Source organism: Leifsonia sp. Ger2509 (assembly GCF_055231915.1).
Window position 1 is genome coordinate 1 of sequence record NZ_JBUYVB010000002.1, and the last position, 14,473, is coordinate 14,473.

Annotated in this window: 30 protein-coding genes; 29 read left to right on the top strand and 1 reads right to left on the bottom strand. The window is 63.6% G+C overall.

The genetic code is table 11. The features are described 5' to 3' along the window. The coding region (locus ACV7NN_RS00135; RefSeq protein WP_463347579.1) for a hypothetical protein at positions 1-255 on the bottom strand (255 nt) is incomplete at its 3' end. Positions 256-380: 125 nt separating this feature from the next. Here ACV7NN_RS00135 and ACV7NN_RS00140 point away from each other — a divergent pair. From ACV7NN_RS00140 to ACV7NN_RS00280, 29 genes are all read left to right on the top strand, one after another. After that, entirely contained in the window at positions 381-584 is a 204-nt protein-coding gene (locus tag ACV7NN_RS00140; RefSeq protein ID WP_463347580.1) for a helix-turn-helix domain-containing protein, read from the top strand. Positions 585-639: 55 nt separating this feature from the next. Then, on the top strand, positions 640-1,047 hold the full coding sequence (locus tag ACV7NN_RS00145) for a hypothetical protein (RefSeq protein WP_463347581.1): 408 nt from the start codon (positions 640-642) through the stop codon (positions 1,045-1,047). 105 nt (positions 1,048-1,152) lie between these two features. Further along, the gene (locus ACV7NN_RS00150) at positions 1,153-1,287 is read left to right on the top strand and encodes a hypothetical protein (RefSeq protein WP_463347582.1); all 135 of its coding nucleotides are present in this window, start codon (positions 1,153-1,155) and stop codon (positions 1,285-1,287) included. A gap of 141 nt (positions 1,288-1,428) precedes the next feature. Further along, a complete protein-coding gene (locus tag ACV7NN_RS00155; RefSeq protein WP_463347583.1) occupies positions 1,429-1,719 on the top strand; it encodes a hypothetical protein in 291 nt (96 codons plus the stop codon). Further along, positions 1,706-1,990, top strand: coding sequence for a hypothetical protein (locus ACV7NN_RS00160; protein WP_463347584.1), 285 nt, complete (start codon positions 1,706-1,708; stop codon positions 1,988-1,990). The genes ACV7NN_RS00155 and ACV7NN_RS00160 overlap by 14 nt, the downstream gene beginning before the upstream one ends. Continuing rightward, a complete protein-coding gene (locus tag ACV7NN_RS00165) occupies positions 1,990-2,412 on the top strand; it encodes a RusA family crossover junction endodeoxyribonuclease (RefSeq protein ID WP_463347585.1) in 423 nt (140 codons plus the stop codon). The genes ACV7NN_RS00160 and ACV7NN_RS00165 overlap by 1 nt, the downstream gene beginning before the upstream one ends. Then, complete coding sequence (locus ACV7NN_RS00170; RefSeq protein ID WP_463347586.1) at positions 2,405-2,995, top strand: hypothetical protein; 591 nt, start codon at positions 2,405-2,407, stop codon at positions 2,993-2,995. The genes ACV7NN_RS00165 and ACV7NN_RS00170 overlap by 8 nt, the downstream gene beginning before the upstream one ends. Continuing rightward, positions 2,992-3,309: a hypothetical protein gene (locus ACV7NN_RS00175; protein WP_463347587.1), complete on the top strand. Its 318-nt coding sequence runs from the start codon at positions 2,992-2,994 to the stop codon at positions 3,307-3,309. Before ACV7NN_RS00170 ends, ACV7NN_RS00175 begins: the two co-directional genes overlap by 4 nt. Beyond that, entirely contained in the window at positions 3,309-3,551 is a 243-nt protein-coding gene (locus ACV7NN_RS00180) for a hypothetical protein (RefSeq protein WP_463347588.1), read from the top strand. Before ACV7NN_RS00175 ends, ACV7NN_RS00180 begins: the two co-directional genes overlap by 1 nt. A gap of 35 nt (positions 3,552-3,586) precedes the next feature. After that, complete coding sequence (locus ACV7NN_RS00185) at positions 3,587-3,820, top strand: hypothetical protein (protein ID WP_463347589.1); 234 nt, start codon at positions 3,587-3,589, stop codon at positions 3,818-3,820. After that, a complete protein-coding gene (locus tag ACV7NN_RS00190) occupies positions 3,817-4,614 on the top strand; it encodes a hypothetical protein (protein ID WP_463347590.1) in 798 nt (265 codons plus the stop codon). The genes ACV7NN_RS00185 and ACV7NN_RS00190 overlap by 4 nt, the downstream gene beginning before the upstream one ends. Continuing rightward, the gene (locus ACV7NN_RS00195) at positions 4,614-5,438 is read left to right on the top strand and encodes a hypothetical protein (protein ID WP_463347591.1); all 825 of its coding nucleotides are present in this window, start codon (positions 4,614-4,616) and stop codon (positions 5,436-5,438) included. The genes ACV7NN_RS00190 and ACV7NN_RS00195 overlap by 1 nt, the downstream gene beginning before the upstream one ends. Positions 5,439-5,465: 27 nt before the next feature. Then, a complete protein-coding gene (locus tag ACV7NN_RS00200; RefSeq protein WP_463347592.1) occupies positions 5,466-5,921 on the top strand; it encodes a hypothetical protein in 456 nt (151 codons plus the stop codon). Positions 5,922-5,929: 8 nt separating this feature from the next. After that, on the top strand, positions 5,930-6,256 hold the full coding sequence (locus tag ACV7NN_RS00205) for a WhiB family transcriptional regulator (RefSeq protein WP_463347608.1): 327 nt from the start codon (positions 5,930-5,932) through the stop codon (positions 6,254-6,256). Between the two features lie 38 nt (positions 6,257-6,294). Then, complete coding sequence (locus ACV7NN_RS00210; RefSeq protein ID WP_463347593.1) at positions 6,295-6,522, top strand: hypothetical protein; 228 nt, start codon at positions 6,295-6,297, stop codon at positions 6,520-6,522. Then, positions 6,519-6,719, top strand: coding sequence for a hypothetical protein (locus ACV7NN_RS00215; protein ID WP_463347594.1), 201 nt, complete (start codon positions 6,519-6,521; stop codon positions 6,717-6,719). The genes ACV7NN_RS00210 and ACV7NN_RS00215 overlap by 4 nt, the downstream gene beginning before the upstream one ends. Continuing rightward, a complete protein-coding gene (locus tag ACV7NN_RS00220) occupies positions 6,716-7,147 on the top strand; it encodes a hypothetical protein (protein ID WP_463347595.1) in 432 nt (143 codons plus the stop codon). The genes ACV7NN_RS00215 and ACV7NN_RS00220 overlap by 4 nt, the downstream gene beginning before the upstream one ends. Continuing rightward, on the top strand, positions 7,144-7,395 hold the full coding sequence (locus tag ACV7NN_RS00225) for a hypothetical protein (RefSeq protein WP_463347596.1): 252 nt from the start codon (positions 7,144-7,146) through the stop codon (positions 7,393-7,395). Before ACV7NN_RS00220 ends, ACV7NN_RS00225 begins: the two co-directional genes overlap by 4 nt. Beyond that, positions 7,392-8,078, top strand: coding sequence for a hypothetical protein (locus ACV7NN_RS00230; RefSeq protein WP_463347597.1), 687 nt, complete (start codon positions 7,392-7,394; stop codon positions 8,076-8,078). Before ACV7NN_RS00225 ends, ACV7NN_RS00230 begins: the two co-directional genes overlap by 4 nt. After that, positions 8,075-9,751: a DNA cytosine methyltransferase gene (locus ACV7NN_RS00235; RefSeq protein ID WP_463347598.1), complete on the top strand. Its 1,677-nt coding sequence runs from the start codon at positions 8,075-8,077 to the stop codon at positions 9,749-9,751. The genes ACV7NN_RS00230 and ACV7NN_RS00235 overlap by 4 nt, the downstream gene beginning before the upstream one ends. Then, positions 9,748-10,692, top strand: a complete 945-nt coding sequence (locus ACV7NN_RS00240) for a DNA-methyltransferase (protein WP_463347599.1) — start codon at positions 9,748-9,750, stop codon at positions 10,690-10,692. The genes ACV7NN_RS00235 and ACV7NN_RS00240 overlap by 4 nt, the downstream gene beginning before the upstream one ends. Continuing rightward, positions 10,689-10,922 (top strand): hypothetical protein, encoded by a 234-nt coding sequence (locus ACV7NN_RS00245; RefSeq protein WP_463347600.1) that lies wholly within the window; start codon positions 10,689-10,691, stop codon positions 10,920-10,922. The genes ACV7NN_RS00240 and ACV7NN_RS00245 overlap by 4 nt, the downstream gene beginning before the upstream one ends. Then, a complete protein-coding gene (locus ACV7NN_RS00250; RefSeq protein WP_463347601.1) occupies positions 10,919-12,097 on the top strand; it encodes an AAA family ATPase in 1,179 nt (392 codons plus the stop codon). The genes ACV7NN_RS00245 and ACV7NN_RS00250 overlap by 4 nt, the downstream gene beginning before the upstream one ends. Positions 12,098-12,111: 14 nt before the next feature. Beyond that, entirely contained in the window at positions 12,112-12,435 is a 324-nt protein-coding gene (locus ACV7NN_RS00255) for a hypothetical protein (RefSeq protein WP_463347602.1), read from the top strand. After that, the gene (locus ACV7NN_RS00260; RefSeq protein WP_463347603.1) at positions 12,435-13,067 is read left to right on the top strand and encodes a hypothetical protein; all 633 of its coding nucleotides are present in this window, start codon (positions 12,435-12,437) and stop codon (positions 13,065-13,067) included. Before ACV7NN_RS00255 ends, ACV7NN_RS00260 begins: the two co-directional genes overlap by 1 nt. Further along, positions 13,067-13,435, top strand: a complete 369-nt coding sequence (locus ACV7NN_RS00265) for a hypothetical protein (RefSeq protein ID WP_463347604.1) — start codon at positions 13,067-13,069, stop codon at positions 13,433-13,435. The genes ACV7NN_RS00260 and ACV7NN_RS00265 overlap by 1 nt, the downstream gene beginning before the upstream one ends. Then, complete coding sequence (locus ACV7NN_RS00270) at positions 13,428-13,766, top strand: hypothetical protein (RefSeq protein WP_463347605.1); 339 nt, start codon at positions 13,428-13,430, stop codon at positions 13,764-13,766. The genes ACV7NN_RS00265 and ACV7NN_RS00270 overlap by 8 nt, the downstream gene beginning before the upstream one ends. Continuing rightward, complete coding sequence (locus tag ACV7NN_RS00275; protein ID WP_463347606.1) at positions 13,763-14,005, top strand: hypothetical protein; 243 nt, start codon at positions 13,763-13,765, stop codon at positions 14,003-14,005. The genes ACV7NN_RS00270 and ACV7NN_RS00275 overlap by 4 nt, the downstream gene beginning before the upstream one ends. Before the next feature lie 229 nt (positions 14,006-14,234). Continuing rightward, a partial coding sequence (locus tag ACV7NN_RS00280; RefSeq protein ID WP_463347607.1) for a hypothetical protein occupies positions 14,235-14,473 on the top strand: 239 nt, incomplete at its 3' end.

Genomic DNA, 14,473 nt, shown 5'->3' on the forward strand with positions numbered 1-14,473 from the left:
TGGCATTCGCATGTTCCGCGAGAAGAGGATGCCGGGGTCGATCCCGTATCGGACTGCGGCACGGTGAATATCTTCGGCTGACCAGGGACGCTTTCCCCTGATCTTCAGGCTGAGGGCACCTGCGGTGATGCCCCAGTCTTGGGCGACGGTGGTTTGGGTTTCTTTCCGGCGCCACATCAGTGTGTGGACGTTCGCGCCGATGATTTCATCGACGGGCTGAGCGTCTTCTTCACGCTGTGCTTTGTTCGTTGCCATGCGAAGAGTGTACGACATACCGCGACAATCCGCGACAGATAGTTAATTCTTGTCGTGTATTGACAAGGTTTGTCGCTAGACGTACCGTTGTTTTTGTGACAGAGCGTAAAGAACCCGACGAGTGGATGAGTAAGCAACAGGTTGCAAACCTGCTCGACACATCGATTCGCACCGTAGAGCGGCTGATCGCTTCCGGCGAGATCCAGGCAGTGAAGCTGGGGCCTCTCGGATTCCTCGGCGCCACGGGCATGAAGCTCGGCAAGGCGGGCGAAGTCCGCATCGCGCGATCCGAGATCGCACACATCCTCGCGGGGGCGCACTCCGCATAACGCAGCCGTACCTCTCCGAAGGGTGCGGCTCTTTTTGATCTAAAGGGAGATCATCATGGCTGATTTCATGGCCGGCGATCACAGGCTGGTGCCTGGTGATGTCGTCGAGGCTATTAACGATCGCGACGGCCGCGAGTCGACGCGAGGTCCGCTGATCATGTACAACGGGGCGCTGTTCGTCGGCAAGGCGGGCCGGACGCTGAACTACTATCACGGGGTCGGATGGCTGATCCGCTACGGTGCGCATCTGGCCGAGCTTCGCGAGAAGCCGAAGCAGCCGGATCTGCGGAAGTGGGTCGTGCGGGTCCGGTACTCGCGCGATGGCCACATCATCGATGTTCCCGTCGTGGCTGAGGACGTGCACGTCGCGGCCGATTGGCTTGCCTTCAAGACGGGCGACGTGATGATGGTCACCTTCGTCTCGGCTGTCGTGATCTCGTACAGCGAGGTTCCCAATGAGTGACCAGGAGATCGACCACGGGTTCGATCACGTCGATCACATGGGCACTGAGGAGTGGCGTCGCGCGGAGGTTGCGCGCATTGAGACGCAACTCGAGGCGGATCTCTGATGGCAACGCTCGTGCTGGGTCGCGGGGGCGGCTGGTTCTTCGCGGAGGAGTTCGTTCTCTTCGATGAGGTGATGCGTCGCATGGATGCGATCGCTGCTGAGTCGGACGAGCTGCTGTTGGAGGTGCCGTGCTGATGCGGTGGTCGGCGGCGTTCATGTTCCTCGGGGTCGTGTCGGCGGGTGTGGTCGCGGCGCGTGGTCGGTGGGATGGGGTTGCGGTTGCGGCGGTCGTGTTCGTGCTGGCTGCAGTGGCTGCGTGGTTTTGGGAGACGGGCCGTGAGCGTCGAGGTTGAGCCGGTCGTGGTGGAGTCGTTGGACTTCGACCCGGTGGTGCCGTGTGAGGCGGACAGCGCGAAGGGTGAGATCGCGGTCTGGTACGCGGTGTGCAAGGCGTGCCGGAGTGTCACTCCGGTGTGTGAGCGGCATCTTCAGGGGGCACGGCGTGCTGTCGCAAGGGTGGTGCGCCGGCAGGGGTATATCCGGCTCGAGTGCGGCGTAACTGCCACGTCGTTCGACGAGATATTCGACGTGATCCCGATCAAGGCGGTGCGCGATGCCGACCGTTGAAGCTGAGGCCGAACTCGAGCTGATCGAGTTGGTGGAGCAGGAGCCGGAAGAGCCGTGCGGTGCTCTCCGGCGCGGGAACTGTGGGCTGCGCGCCGACTGGGTTCTGACGTGCCGGAGTTGCGGGCGACCCTTCTTCTACTGCGATCTGCATTACCAGATCGCGAGAGCGAAGATCGAGCTCGGTGACTGGGTCGCGCACTGTAGCGCATGCGACGTGCGCCGTGAGGGTCTGGATGACCTGTTCATCGTTGTCCGGTTGCGGGTGTCGTGATGGCTGCGGTCGAGGTGTTCTCGTTTTGGGTGGCTGGCACGCCGATCCCGCAGGGGTCGAAGACGGTGTTCATGGTCAAGAACAAGCCGGTGCTGGCGGATGCGAACTCGAGCAGGTTGAAGCCGTGGCGTCGCCTGGTGGCTGCTGAGGCGAAGGCGGCGTATGCGGGGCCGCAACTCGAGGGGGCGATCGCGGTGGATCTGCTGTTCAGCTTCGAGCGGCCGAAGACGGTGAAGCGGGAGCTTCCGTCGGTGAAGCCGGATGCGGACAAGTTGACTCGCGCGATTCTCGACGGGATCACCGATTCGGGGGCGTGGAAGGACGATTCGCAGGCGACTGATCTGCGGATTCGGAAACGGTATGGGCTTCCTGGCGTGCGGGTGCGTGTCGGGCAAATGAGAGAAGGAGATGGCAATGAATGACATAACGGAGCCGCTGGTTCTGTCTCGGGGTTCGCATGTTGCGGGCACTGGGCGGGGCTGTGCGATGAACGTGATCTCGTGGGAGAACGGGGACACGCTGATCACGGATTACCCGGAGTGCTCGGATCGGGTGCTGGCGATGATCGTGCAGCGCTCGAACGATCTTCTGGCGGGGAGCAACACGTATCTGTCGGCGGCTGATTCGCTGATCGCGCTCGATCTCGGGCATGCGACGGTCGGGACGGCGCTGCGCCAGCACGAGTGGCAGGCAAAGGACATGTATCGTCGGCTCGCGACCGAGTGGATTGAAACCAACTCGACGATGCAGGCTGTCGATCTGCACGTCGGCGCGAGCGTGGCAGAGATGCTCTTCCGCTCAGACGTCGAGCCCGATCACGAGACGGCTATGGCATGGATCGCATCCGCGGTCGCGGCGTCGTTCCTGGCGATGAATCCGTACCAGTTCGCGGAGAGCGCTCGCCAGTTCATCGAGTTCTTCAAGGAACGGACGGGCACGACGTCGCCGGCTCCGGATCCTGCGGTGACGGCGTGCGCGGTGCAGAAGATGCTGGTGCGGTCATGACGCTCGGGATCAGCGGTCAGGTGCCGCAGGAGGCTCAGAACGGGATGGTCGCTCTGGATGAGGAGTGGCTGCACGATCGGACACCGGATGAGGTGGTCGCGATCGTGAAGATTCGCCGGCATGGGTTCAAGTTCGTCGACGACAAGCAGGAGCGGTCGGCGACGATGAAGTTCGTTCACATCGAACCGATCGTCGACGAGGCGGATGCGCTGTCGGTCACGGAGATCCTCGAGCGTGCATGTCGTGCACGTGGTGGGTCGGTGGCTGCTGAGGATGTCGAGCTCGACATTCCCGATGATGAGGCGGCGGAGTGATGGCGCTGAAGCTGGTGGAGCACACTCACGTCGCGGATCTGTCGGGGCGCAGGCATGGTCGGGTGAAGCGGGTTCTGCGGGAGACGCAGCCCGTCGTGATGCTCGGCGTCGTTGTCGGGCAGGAGTTGGTCAGCGAGCGGTTCGTCGTGGAGTGGTCGGATCGCACGCGGTCGGAGCATTCCGGGGCTGAACTGATCGCCCGGTACACGTCGCAGTCGAAGCAGTTCGGGCCGGTGTTCTGATGGGCATCGGGCGGAAGAGGGCGCGTCTGCGGTATGTGACGGCGCATCAGCGGGTGGTGAAGCCGTCGGCTCGGGAGTGGTGGGCGATTCTGCGGCCGGCTCTGCTGGCGTCGCGGCCGATCGTCGAGCCTGCTGAGTTCGCGGACGTCCCGGTCGGTGTGAATCGGCGAGGGAAGGTTCTGACGGAGCGTCGTCAGGTGAAGGCGCCCGTGTACGGTGCGCCGACGTTCCGCAACGTGATCGATCCCGAGACAGGAGAGCACAAATGACCGAGACAAGCCGCGTGAGGCGCCGGAACTACGGCAAGAATCACGCCTACTACCTGACGATGCCGGATGGCTCGGAGGTGAAGCTCGACGGTGTGACGTCGTTGCTCAGTGATGGTCTGCCGAAGCCGGCGCTCATGAACTGGGCGGGGAACATCACCGCGGAGAAGGCGGTCGACAACTGGGATTCGCTGTCGGCGATGCCGTACTCGAAGCGGCTCGACTGGCTGAAGAAGGCGCGGTTCGAGGATCGGGACACCGCAGCTGCGAAGGGCACGCTGATTCACGACCTGGCGGAACGTCTCTCGCATGGTGAGGAGGTCGAGGTTCCGGATGAGGTTCGCGGTCACGTGGAGTCTGCGGTGCGGTTCCTCGACGACTATCAGATCGAACCGATCCTGACGGAGACGACGGTCTTTCACTCGAAGGCGATGTATGGCGGGACGCTCGACATGGTGGTGCGGTCGGGTCGGCCGGAGCATGCAGGGAAGGTGATCCTGGCGGACTGGAAGACGTCACGGTCGGGGATCTACGACGAAGCGGCGTTGCAGGAGTCGGCCTATAAGTGGGCTGAGTTCTATCAGGGGTCGGATGGTCTGGATCATCCGATGAGCGAGCTCGGGATCACTGACTGCTGGGGTGTGTGGATCCGGTCGGATGGGTACGACGTGTATCCGCTGGACACGGGTGAGCAGACCTACAAGTTCTTCCAGTACATCGCGACGGTGGCTCGGCGTGCCCGTGCGCTGAAGGAGGCTCCGCTGAAGGGCGAGCCGCTCGTGTTGGGGGTGGCGTGATGGGCAAGAAGAAGGATCTCGAACTCTATTCGAAGCCGACTCCGGTCACCGCTGCTGCGTCGTTCGATTTGCAGCAGTGGGGTCGCGACGCGGAACTGGTCGCGGCCGTGGCGGGCAATCTCGTGAAGACGAGCTTCGTCCCGGAGAGCTATGCAGGGCGGGCGCTCGAGGCGACAGCGGCGATCCTCACGGGACAGGAGATCGGGCTGAAGCCGATGGCGTCGCTGCGGTCGATCGATGTGATCAACGGCACCCCGGCGATGCGGGCGGTCGCGTTGCGTGCTCTCGTGCAGGCGGCAGGTCATGAGATCTGGACGGAGGAGTCGACGGCGACGCGTGCGGTTGTCGCCGGTCAGCGTCGCGGGTCAGACAAGGTGGAGCGGTCGACGTGGGATCTCGATCGCGCTCGCGGTCTGAACCTAGTCAATAAGGACAACTGGAAGAAGCAGCCGATCGCGATGCTGCTGGCGCGTGCGACGTCGGAGTGCGTGCGTCTGGTCGCGGCAGATGTGATTCTGGGTATCCCGTATTCGGTGGAGGAGATTCAGGATCTCGGTGTTCCGGAGTCGACGGCCGCGGCGGATGCTCCGCGTGTGGCGCCGAAGCGGACGACTGCGCGGCGGAAGCCGTTGCCGGCGAAGCCGGATGAGCCTGCTCTGCCGGAGGTGAAGGAACTCGGGACGCTCGGCGGCGATGGTGTGATCGAGCCGCCTGCGGCCGAGACTGCCGCAGAGGAGCCGGTGCTCGAGTGGGACACGGTGAAGCCTGGGTCGGGGACGCCGATGGTCGATGAGCCGATGTTCGATGAGGGCTCGGAGGGCTGATCGATGTCTACCCCGTTGGAGCCGGATGTGCTCGACATGCTGCGTGAGATCGGCTTGGAGAGCCCGGATCCGAATGATGCGCTGCACCGTGACCTGGTGGCTGCGGTGCGGCGCACTCGGGGTGGGTCGAAGGGGGCGCAGTTCATTGCGATGCAGTTCGTTTTCAACTGGCATCTGAAGGATGCCGGCCGGGTGTTGGCGCAGTCTCGAACGGATTTCGAGGCGTTCATCGACAGGGAGACGGTGAAGCTGCGTGCGTCGTCGGAGAAGATGTCGCGGGTTGAGGCTGAGCAGTTCGCTCGGGCTTCGGATCGTGGCTACGAGTTGAAGTTGTCGTGGCTTCTCGCGGAGCAGCGGGAGCGGGCGATGCGGAAGTTCTTGGAGACGTTGCATGCGGCGTTGGAGAACCATCGGACGGATCGCGCTGACGATCGCGCTGCTTCGTCTTTTCAGGCGCGTGGGTACGTGCCAGAGCAGAGGTGAGTGCGGTGATGCAGTTCAGTGATGAGGCGAGGGATCTGCCTCGACAGTTTCGGGTGTCTCCGGTTGATGAGCGGTCGGAGACGTTGGACTCGTGGCGCGATAAGGCGTTGTGTTTGCAGACCGATCCGGAGGCGTTCTTCCCGGAGAAGGGCGGCACGAATAAGGATGCGAAGAGGGTGTGCGCTGAGTGCGACGTCGCGGATCAGTGCCTGGCGTATGCGCTCGAGAACGGTGAGCAGTTCGGCATTTGGGGTGGGATGTCTCCGATGGAGCGCAGGAGGCTTCGCGGGGAGTCGAAGCGTGCCTATAACAACGTGGCGAGGGATGCATCGTGATGTGCGTGGGGTGTGGTCGTGGACTGCGGAGGGCGAACGTGAAGGTGTTGGATGCGCCGGGGACGGTGGTGTTGCGGGCTCGGGGGATGTGTGAGAGGTGCTATGCGGATTTCCGTCGTGGGGCGAATGTGGTGGTCGAGGAGCCGAAGCCGATTGTGGTGCCGGATCTGACGGTTCCGGAGCAGTCGGTGCTGTACACGGTGCTGTTGCGTCTGAGGGGCGACGATGCGGCACGGGTGGCTGAGGTATTGGGGTTGGCGTCATGAGCTTCGAGGCGAAGTATCACGGCCGCTGCGGTGAGTGCGGCGAGCACATCGCACCTGGTGATTGGGTGCGGTTCGAGGATGACACGCTCGTGCATGTTGAGTGTGACGGCGATGCGGTGATCGATGACGACGCTCCGCTGGACGTGTGCCCGGAGTGCTGGCTGGTGCGGCCGTGCGGATGCGAGGACGGATTATGAGCAAGCCGACTCCGGTTGTGCGGGCGGTGACGTATGAGCGTGATGCTCACCGTTGCGTGACGTGCGGCACGATTCATGGGATCGAGTATCAGCATCGTCGCGTGGAGGGCGCTGGTGGCCGTCTAAGCCGTCCGACCATGCCTGAGGGTGTTACTACGTGTCACGTTCATAACGGTGCGTATGAGGGCATTCTGCTCGTGCCAGCACTGGTTTTCGGGTGGAAGGCGCGTGCGTGGGTGTTCGATCGGCGTTCTGCGTCGGATGTGCCGGTCTTCTATCAGTGGGAGCGGCAGTGGTGCCGGCTGACGGTTGAGGGTGTGCGGGTGCGGATCGAGCCGCTGGTGGCTTTGGACATGATGCTCGACGTGTACGGCGATCAGTATCTCGAATGGTCCGCGAGTGTCAACGAAGGGTTGACGGCGAAATGAGTGTTGAGACGATCCCGTATCTGCGTGGGGTGCAGCGGATGGTGCGTGCTGCTGGGCGTCGTGTGGCGGATGCGGATGAGCACGAGATGGCTGAGCTTTTGCGGTTGCGGGATGCGGTGGATGAGGCGGTTCGGGATGCCGTGGATGGGTGGCGTGGGATGGGTCGGTCGTGGTCGGAGGTTGGTGCGGCGATGGGTATTTCGAAGCAGGCTGCGGAGCAGCGTTTCGGGAAGCGGAGGGCGGCATGAGTGTCCTGGTTTCGTCGTGGGTCTGGCACGAGACGTCGGAGGAGGTGTCGGGGAACACGCTGATCATGCTGCTGGCGCTCGCGGACATCGCGGATGACGGTGGCCGGTGCCGGTTCACGTCGGAGGAATCTGACCTGACGTATGCGGCTTTGGCGAGGAAGGTTCGGGTTGATCGGCGGACGATTATCCGGATCATGGAGAGGCTTCGGTCGGGTGGGTTCGTGGAGCATGTTCCGGGGTCGAAGGGGCGTCCGAATGAGTTCCGGGTGCTGGTTCCGTGGGCTCAGAGAAGCGGTGACACTTTGTCACCGAACGTCTCAGATTCGGTGACACCAGTGTCGTTATTCGGTGACAACGGCGACACCTCTACATCTCTTAAACGTATTAACGTTTTAGAGCCCGAAAAGCAGGTGAAGAAGGCTTCGAGGATTCGGCCTGATTGGGCACCGTCGAAGGCTCTTCTGAATTGGGCTGAGGATGAGGCTCCAAGCGTTGATGTGACGATCGAGACGGCGAACTTCGTCGACTACTGGTTGGGGCGTTCGGGTCAGATCGCGGTGAAGCTCGATTGGGATGCGACGTGGCGTCGGTGGATGCGTCGTGCGCATGCGGATCGGGTGGCTCGTGGGTGGAAGCCGGCGTTGACGTTGGTGGAGCCGGGTCAGGAGTGGATGCTCCGATGACTGCATCGAATGGGCTGACGGTCACGGATCTCTTCTGCGGTGCTGGCGGATCGTCGTCGGGGCTCGTCGAGGCTGGGTTCAAGGTGGTCATCGCGGCGAACCATTGGGCTCGCGCGATCGAGTCGCATCAGCTGAATCATCCAGAGACGGATCACTCGAATGCGGACATCTCGCAGGTGAATCCGGCGTACTTCCCGCGAACGGATCTGCTGTGGGGGAGTCCAGAGTGCACGAATCACACGGTCGCGAAGGGTGTGAAGCGGCTGCGGGCTGAGAACCAGGCGCTGTTCGATCTCGAGGGGACTCGGCCGTTGCCGGATGAGGCGGCGAATCGGTCGCGGGCGACGATGTGGGACATTCCGCGGTTCGCAGAGTTCCACCAGTATCGGGCGATCATCTTGGAGAACGTCGTCGATGCCTACCGGTGGATTATGTTCCCGGCGTGGTTGCAGGCGATGGAACTCCTGGGGTACGAGCACGAGATCGTGTGGCTGAACTCGATGCACGCGCAGGGTGCAGGGTTGCCGGCTCCGCAGTCGCGTGACCGGATGTACATTGTGTTTTGGCTGAAGGACGGGGCGCGTCGGCCGGACATCGGGAAGTGGACTCGTCCGCTCGCGGTCTGCTCCGAGCATGGTGAGATCCGTGCGGTGCAGGCGTTCAAGAAGACCGAACGCTGGGGTCGATACCGGGCGCAGTACGTGTATCGGTGCCCGAAGTGCGCCGGGGTTGTCGAACCTGCCTGGTTGCCGGCGTCGAGTGCGATCGACTGGTCGCTGCCGGGTGAGCGGATCGGCGACAAGCGGAAGCCTCTCGCGGCGAAGACGCGGATGCGGATCGAGCGGGGTATCGAACGGTACTGGCGTCCGCTGGTGGTCACCGCGGCCGGGAACACGTACGACGGGATCACCACGGGCTCGAGCTACCTGCGAGCTCGACCGGTTGATGCGGTGATGCCGACTCAGCACACGACCGCGGCTGAAGCGCTCGCGGTGCCGCCTCTGATCACGGATGGGATTCACGGGGATGGGACGGTGCAGTCGGGTGATGATCCTCTGCTGACGCAGACGACGGCGCAGACAAAGGGCCTGGCGTATGCACCGCTGCTGATCCCGGTCGAGGGTCGTGACGGGAAGGTCGCGGCGACAGTCGACGGGCCGCATCGCACACAGTCGACCCGGAACGAGACGGCGCTGGTTGTGCCGTTGCGGAATCACGGGGTCGCGAAGCCTGTCACGAGCCCGATCGACACGGTGAGCGCTGAGGGGAACCATCACGCGCTCGTCATGCGGAACAACGAAGGCGGCGCTGAGATGACGACGCCGGTGACGGAGACGCTTCGGACGTTGACGACGGCGGGGCATCAGTCGCTGCTGGTGCCGTACTACTCCGCATCGGAGACTGCGAAGCCGACGAGCGACCCTCATGGGACTTTGCCGACGAACGACCGGTACGGGCTCGCGGAGGGCGTGAGCCTCGACGTCGATGACGTGCTGTTCCGGATGCTGACCCCGGATGAGATCAAACGGGGGATGGCGTTCGCTGTCGACTACATCCTGCTCGGGACGAAGCGTGAGCAGGTGAAGCAGGCGGGGAACGCTGTGACACCGCCTGCTGCGCGGGATCTCGGGTTCGCTGTTGCGGAGTTCCTGCTCGGGGAGGAGGTCGCATGATCGCGCCGTATTACCAGGATGACCTGGTGACGTTGCATCACGGGACGGCCGCGGCGATCGCGAGCATCCTCGAGGCGGGTTCGGTGCGCACGATCGTGACATCTCCCCCGTATTTTGGGCTGCGCGACTACGGGCACGCGGATCAGATCGGGAACGAGCCGTCGCTGGGTGAATATGTCGAGAGCCTGGTGTCGACGTTCGCTGCGCTTCGGCGGGTGCTCGCTGATGACGGGACGCTATGGCTGAACCTCGGGGACAGCTACGCGGGGCGTGCGAACTCGGGGCCGGCGTACACCGGGAATCACCAGGCGTTCGGGAAGGCGTCGCGGGTGCCTCCGCGCCGGCGCACGACCGACGTCGCGTCGACGAAGAACCTGCTCGGGGTGCCGTGGCGCGTCGCGTTCGCGTTGCAGGCCGACGGGTGGATCCTCCGGAGGGACATCATCTGGGCGAAGCCGAACCCGATGCCGGAGAGCGTGGCGGATCGGCCGACGTCGGCGCATGAGTATCTGTTCCTGCTCGCGAAGTCACCGAAGTACTTCTACGACGCTGCGGCGATCCGGGAGGACGACAGCGGCAAGCCGTCGGGCAACGGGTTCGTGCGCGACGAGCGGATCTCGTACGGCCGCGGGAACGATGAACCGTGGACACCGGGTGATGGTCGGAATAAGCGTGACGTCTGGACGGTCACGGGTTCGCCGTTCCCTGGGGCTCACTTCGCGGTCTATCCGCCCGAGCTGATCCGGCCGTGCATCCTGGCGGGCAGTGAGCGCGGCGACACCGTGCTCGACCCCTTCAGCGGATCCGGGACGACGGGCATGGTCGCGACGCAGGAAGGCCGGCGCTATGTCGGCATCGACGTCAACAGTGACTATCTCGACATGTCGCTCCGCACACGGTTCGCGTCTCCGGTGCTTGACATGACGGGCGGTGCAGCATGATCACTCTCGAGCGTCTCCTGGTTCCTCTCGACGACATGCCCGGTCGCGTTCACGGGATCGTCTCGATCGATCCTCCGATGGTGCAGTGCGACGGGTGCGGACTCGTCGCCACGGGAACATCGCTGGCGCTGCTCGTCATCTTCTGCGGGATCCGGTTCAACAGTGCCCGGTATGGACACAGTGACGACCGCCGTCTCTGCGAAGACTGCGCGAAGGAGGCGTGGTCATGATCACTCCGGAGCAAGCAGTGGTCGCGTCGATCCTTCTCGACAGTCGTGTGCTCCGGTTCGCGACATCCGAGTGTGTGCCGGCCGACTTCGAAGATCTCCGGCTCGGTGACATTTTCCGTGGGATGACGTTGATGTTCGCGAATCGGGAACCGATCGATGCGATCACGGTGAGCTCGCAGCTTGCGGCGTGGGATGTGCGGGGTGTGACGTCGGCGGATCTGTTCGAGTGGATCGGTGAAGTGCCGACGGCGGCGAATGTGGCGTTCTATGCACGGCAGGTGCGGGATGGTGCGGTGCGTCGTGGGTTGCGTGCTGCGGCGACGGCGATCGTGTCGGAGGTGGATCGGTTCGAGCCTGGGGTGGTGATGGCGAACGCGTTCGATCGGTTGCGGTCGTTGCGGGAGTCGACGGCGGTTGATGTGCCGGAGTTGAAGACGCTCGGGGATGTGCTCCTCGGTGACGATGACTACGACTGGGTGATCCCAGATCTGTTGGAGCGCGGCGACCGCCTGATGCTGACAGGCGGTGAGGGTTCGGGGAAGTCGATGCTGGTGCGGCAGGTCGCGATCATGGCGTCGGCTGGCTTGCACCCGTTCTCGCATTTCCGGGTGGATCCGCTGTCGGTGCTGGTGATTGATGCGGAGAACACGGAGAAGCAGTGGCGTCGGCAGTCGCGTGCGATGGTGTCGAAGGCTGCGATGTTCGGGTCGGTGAATCCTGCGGATGCGATGTGGTTGCGCTGCTCACCGCGAATCGATCTGACGAAGGATTCGGCCCTGGCTGACATTCACGGGTTCATGGATCAGTGCAAACCGGATCTGGTGGTGATCGGGCCGCTGTACCGTCTCGTGCCGCGGGCGATCAACTCGGATGATGATGCGGCGCCGTTGTTGGCGGCGTTGGACACGATCCGTGATCGGGGTGTGGCGATGCTGATTGAGGCGCACGCGGGTCACACGTTGGCGTCGGGGGAACGGGATCTGCGACCTCGAGGTTCGGCGGCGTTGATGGGGTGGCCGGAGTTCGGGATGGGGTTGACGGTGGATCGGGGTGGGAAGTCGTCGAATGATTTCAAGTTGGTGCGGTGGCGTGGTGATCGTGATCAGCGGAAGTGGCCGACACGGATTTCGCGTGGTGGGTCGGATTGGCCGTGGACTCCTACGGCGACGTTCTGAGGAAGGGAATCGAAATGTATGGGCAGTGGGAGAGAGCGAATGACGATCCGGCGATCGGGCCGTGGATCGAGTATGCGACGGCGAACGGGATTGATCCGGGCTCGGTGGCGTCGCGGGCGGACTATTGGGCTGGGTTCCACCAGCGCGACCGCGACGTCGAGAGGGTGCAGGAGAACCGAAAGCGGGAGCGTGCAGCGCTGGTGTCGCGCATCCTGGATTACCAGGCTGAGATCGCACGGCTGCGTCTGGCGGTCGGGTTCGGGATGATGCGGTTCGGTGCTGTTCGTCCCGAGGGCGGCGGGGATGTCGGGATCCGTCAGGCGTATCCGAGCGAGTGATGGATGACGACGAAGCGCTGCTGATGCTCTCCGAGCGTCGAGCGGCAAGAGCACTTCAGAAGGCACCCGAGCTGATCGGTTACATCCGGTCGCTGGTGGTGCCGGCTGGTGGTGGGTCGGATGGGATGCCGCGGAGCCCGAAGGCTGAACCGCCTCTGCCGTTCCGTGCTGACGCGATGGATGACGCGGATGCGCTGTTCGGGATGGCTGTGAACTGGGCTGAGCATTGGTTGCGGTTCCTGCCTGTGTTGCCGGTGGAGGTGCGTTACTGGCGTCAGAGCGGTGATGCTGCCGGGTTCGGGTCAGGGGTGACGCCGGCTGGTGCTCAGTCGCTGATGTGGATCGTGTGCCGCTGGCTGCTGAGGCATCACGATCAGTTCCTGGTGTTGCCGTCGGGGGCGGCGTATTTCGCTGATGTGGCTGAAGTTGTGGGCGGGTTGCGGGGTCGGTATCCAATGGCTCCGCGACCACCGCGACGGGCGCTGCTGCGGCCGTGTCCGGTGTGTGAGGAGTTCGGGGTGGTGGCTCGGATTCCGCAGGATCCTCGGGATATTGAGGTGTCGTGTGAGCGGTGCGGGTTCGTGGTGCCGTGGGAGTCGTTTTCGGAGATCGTCGAAGGTTGGATGAAGTGATGGGCAAGAAAGCGAAGAAGGCGTGGGACGTGTACGTGTGCGGTGGCAAGTCACGGCCGGTGACGTACAGGGGTGCGTTCATGGCGGGCCGCGCGTCACGGAGGTCCGAGATCAAAGCTCTGCGGGCCGATCTCGCGGATGCTCAGTCGCAGGCGGCAGTGAACGCGATGAACTTCTCGGACTGGCAGGCGGCGCAGGAGCAGGTTCGGGCGCTTCGTGAGCATCTTGCAGCAGCCGAACAGGTTATCGCGGATGCGCCGCATGTGGATTGCGCGACGGTCTGGGATGGTCCTGAGCACAGCGACGTTTGCAATTGCTGGAAGGCTGCTCGTGCTGTGTCCCTACGTGAGGAGACGACCGATGTCTGAGGGGCCGATCAAGCGCTGGCGCGACGGATACAAGGTCGAGCCTGCATCGACGAACCCCGCGACGGCCGTGCACTTCGCTCGGCTCTTCCCACCAGGCGCGGAATGTGGGCGCCACGGGCGGATCGCGACGACGCTCATCCGCGACAACGTGACATGCGCTGACTGTCTCGCAGCGCAGCGCGCCGATGGCGGCTACTTCGTCCGAAGACAGGGCAACTCCGAACGGCTTTACTTCGGCGACGACCGTGACGCGATGCTCCGGCATCTGACCACGCTCACACCCGACGACTTCGCGAACGGCATCTTCACCGGCTACGAAAAGGGCAGGTGAGACGCTACCTGACGATCCGGCAGGCAGCATCCCGAGTGAGCCGGGATGTGCGCACTGTGAAACGGTGGATCGCAGAGGATGGGCTGAACACGGTGTCGATCGCCGGGGTCAAGTTCATCGCGGAGGAAGAACTGCTCAGGTCTTACAGGGCTCGCCTGCTGGACCGGAAACGGTGGAAGCCGGAACGTGTGAAGCAGCACTTGGCGAAGAAGTACGCGGATGAAAACCCACCGTTCTAGTTGCGTCACCGTGTCATAGCTGCGTTGTAGAATCTTGCTAGGCAAGCTCGTTCCCTCCGACCGGAGAACGGGCTTCCTTGCATTTAACGACTCCGGCACCCCTTTGTGTCGGGCGGAACCGCGTCGATCGTCTGCGGGCCATTCGGGGGCGAACACGATCACGAACCGGTGGGTGCGCTGCGAGTGAGGTCGAGGCGCACCCACCGGTCTTCCGTCGGGGGAGGTGACCGTGAGCGCTGAAACGCTCGAGGACGTCGACGTCGACGCGCTCTTCGCAGAGATCGGGCCGTTCGTCTGCGCGGACGCGATGCATCCGAGCGGCCAGTCGTATCACGTGGCGGATGCGCCGGCTGAGTTCCTGATCCTGAATCCGTGCTGCGGTGACCGTGCGCTGCTGTGCCGGTCACGCGCCTACTACCTGAAGTACCAGTCAGCGACCATCCACTGCACGCGCTGTGACAAGCGTTG